Raw genomic sequence first — 2,883 nt, 5'->3', positions numbered from 1 at the left:
CCGCCGCGCGGGGCGGCGGGGCGGGTTGGGCCTGGCTGCCCAATTTGATGCTTTGGGCGGCGCTGGTCGCGGGCGCGCTACTCGGCACATTTGCCTACCGCTCGATCAACCTCGGTGCGATCTGGTTTGCCGCAGCCGCGGCGTTCACGCTCAGTGCGCTGGTTGCCGCAACCGCGAAACGGACGGATTGACAGCGCGCGCGCCTTGGCCGATGTCACGGTCATGACCTCCGCAACCAAAACCCGCGCCGCGTGCCTGATCGGTTGGCCGGCGGCCCATTCCCGCTCGCCGCTGATCCATCATTACTGGCTGCGCACGCTCGGCCTCGAGGGCGGCTATGTGATCGAGGCGGTGCCGCCGGAAGATTTCAAGGATTTCCTGTTCCGCCTGTCGTTGCGCGGCTTTGTCGGCGCCAACGTCACCATCCCGCACAAGGAGCAGGCGCTGGCGCTGTCGGCGCCGGACGCGCGCGCCCGCGCCATCGGCGCCGCCAATACGCTGTGGTTCGTCGACGGTGAGCTGCGCTCGACCAACACCGATGTCGAAGGCTTCATCAACAATCTCGATGCCTGCGCGCCCGGCTGGGACAGGACGGAAGACGCGTTGGTACTCGGCGCCGGCGGCGCGTCGCGCGCGGTGGTGTTCGGCCTGATCGAGCGCGGCATCGCGCGCGTGCATCTGGTCAACCGCACCATCGACCGGGCCCGTGCGCTCGCCGACCAGTTCGGCGCGCGCGTTCATCCCGCGACCTGGGACACGGTCGGTGAGCTGCTGCCGCGCGCCGGCCTGCTCGTGAACACGACGTCGCTCGGCATGCATGGTCAACCCGCGCTCGAGATCGATGTCGGTCTGTTGCCGCAGAGTGCGGTTGTTTCCGATCTTGTCTATGTGCCGCTGGTGACGCCGTTGCTTGCCGCCGCGCAGGCGCGCTCCCTGAAGACCGCCGATGGGCTCGGCATGCTGCTGCACCAGGCGGTGCGTGGCTTTGAACTGTGGTTCGGACAGCGTCCGCAAGTCACCGCCGAATTGCGCGCGCTTGTCGAGGCCGATCTCACAAAGACTTGAGGCCAGGAATAGCGTCTCCGGGCCGGGGTCTCGTGTTAGTCCCCCCGCGTTCCCTCCCGGAGATCAACCATGCCTGCCCGCCGTTTCCATCTCGTTCGTCCGTTCATTGCGTTTGCAATGGTGACGGCGTCCACGCTTTATGCGCTTGCGCAACAGCCGCCGACGCCGACGCGGGTGCGCGGAACCGTCGAAAGCGTCGACGGTGATACGCTTGCGGTGAAGTCGCGCAGCGGCGAGGACGTCAAGCTGCATATGGCCGGGAATATGGTGGTGCTCGGCCTCACCAGGATCGGGCTATCCGACATCAAGGTCGGTTCCTTCATCGGCACGACCACAGTGCCCGGCCCCGACGGCGTGCCGAAGGCGGTCGAGGTGCATGTCTTCCCCGAGAACATGCGCGGCACCGGCGAAGGCTCACGGCCGTACGATCTGAAGCCGAACAGCAGCATGACCAACGCGACCGTCGCGCAATCCGTCGTCGGCAATGACGGCCATACATTGCAGGTCAAGTACAAGGACGGCGAGAAGACGGTGCAGGTCACCCCCGATACGCCCGTGGTGACCTATGTTCCCGGCGACAGGGCGGACCTGAAGGCCGGCGCCAAGATCATCGCCTTCATGAAGAAGCTGCCCGACGGCTCGTTTGAGACCGACCGCGTCAGCGTCGGGCGCGACGGGCTTACGCCACCGATGTGATGCGAACGCCAGTCTTTCAACGCGTCGTCCCGGCGAAAGCCGGGACCCATAACCACCGATGATAATTGTTGAGAAGAGCTGGGGCCACAACGTGCCTAATCTCGTAGGGTCGTGGTTATGGGTCCCGGGTCGCGCTTCGCTTGCCCGGGACGACGAAGACCATCCGGGCTACGGCAGAACCCTCAAACGCATCACCTGTTCGTTATCGCCGTAACGGATCCTTCACTCGGTGCGTAGTTGTCGTGCGAGCCGTCGCTCCCGCAAGGAAGTTGTGGCTTGCACGGAATACCACCAATTCCCCGGTGTTCCCTGATTCGCCAGCCAAACCCATGAGGAACACCATGCCGAAATCGACGCCATTCGCCGCATTGCTTCTCGTTGCCTTTGCCTCGGTTGCATCCGCACAGCAGCCGCCGACGGTGCGCATTCGCGGTACCATCGAGGCCGTTGACGGCGCGTTGCTGTCGATCAAGTCGCGCGACGGCGCCGACATGAAGGTGCGGACGACGGATAACGTCGCCGTGTTCGGCGTCGCCAAGACCGATTTGTCGGAGATCAAATCCGGTTCCTATATCGGCGTCACTGCGATGCCCGAGCCTGACGGGACGCAGAAGGCGATCGCGGTTCACATCTTCCCGGAAAATCAGCGCGGCGCCGCCGAAGGCTTTCGCCCCTGGGACCTGCGCGCCAACTCGACCATGACCAACGCCACCGTCGCCGAGACGGTGCAGGGCACCGACGGCCAGAACATCCTGGTGAAATACAAGGACGGCGAGAAGAAAGTCGTGGTGCCGCCGGGAACGCCGGTCGTCACCTTCGTCTCCGGGGACAAGTCGGAACTGAAGCCCGGCGCCAAGATCATCATCTTCGCTGCGGCAAAGAAGGAGGACGGCACGCTCGAAGCCAACCGCGTCAATGTCGGTCGCGACGGAATCGCACCGCCGATGTGAGTAATCGCCATCCCGCCCACAAGCGTCGTCCCTGCGAAAGCAGGGACCCATAACCACAGGGTTGTGTCGTTGAAGCGCGCTGTGGCCGCAGCGTTGCGAAGCGATTGCCATCGGCGGTTATGGGTCCCTGCTTTCGCAGGGACGACGCTTGTGGGCGGGATGGCGATTACTC

The 2,883-nt window shown here is 64.7% G+C and carries 3 protein-coding genes and 1 pseudogene; all 4 read left to right on the top strand.

The genetic code is table 11. The annotated features are described in order from the left end of the window. Nucleotides 1-191: pseudogene (locus FNJ47_RS45415) on the top strand (YoaK family protein); the annotation flags it as partial. Nucleotides 192-222: 31 nt separating this feature from the next. After that, nucleotides 223-1,065, top strand: coding sequence for a shikimate dehydrogenase (locus tag FNJ47_RS45410; protein WP_163163222.1), 843 nt, complete (start codon nt 223-225; stop codon nt 1,063-1,065). Nucleotides 1,066-1,182: 117 nt separating this feature from the next. Beyond that, nucleotides 1,183-1,761 (top strand): hypothetical protein, encoded by a 579-nt coding sequence (locus FNJ47_RS45405; protein ID WP_163163224.1) that lies wholly within the window; start codon nt 1,183-1,185, stop codon nt 1,759-1,761. 341 nt (nt 1,762-2,102) lie between these two features. Next, a complete protein-coding gene (locus FNJ47_RS45400) occupies nt 2,103-2,711 on the top strand; it encodes a single stranded DNA-binding domain-containing protein (protein WP_163163220.1) in 609 nt (202 codons plus the stop codon). Nucleotides 2,712-2,883 lie beyond the last annotated feature (172 nt).

Origin of the sequence: Bradyrhizobium uaiense (assembly GCF_010811875.1) — a bacterium.
Taxonomy (GTDB): Bacteria; Pseudomonadota; Alphaproteobacteria; order Rhizobiales; family Xanthobacteraceae; genus Bradyrhizobium; species Bradyrhizobium uaiense.
The sequence above is the reverse complement of the archived record's forward strand: the minus strand, read 5'-3'. Positions and strand labels throughout refer to the sequence as shown.

Coding starts and splice junctions, on each gene's coding strand:
- FNJ47_RS45410 (WP_163163222.1), top strand. CDS start 223: ATGACCTCCGCAACCAAAACCCGCGCCGCGTGCCTGATCGGTTGGCCG.
- FNJ47_RS45405 (WP_163163224.1), top strand. CDS start 1,183: ATGGTGACGGCGTCCACGCTTTATGCGCTTGCGCAACAGCCGCCGACG.
- FNJ47_RS45400 (WP_163163220.1), top strand. CDS start 2,103: ATGCCGAAATCGACGCCATTCGCCGCATTGCTTCTCGTTGCCTTTGCC.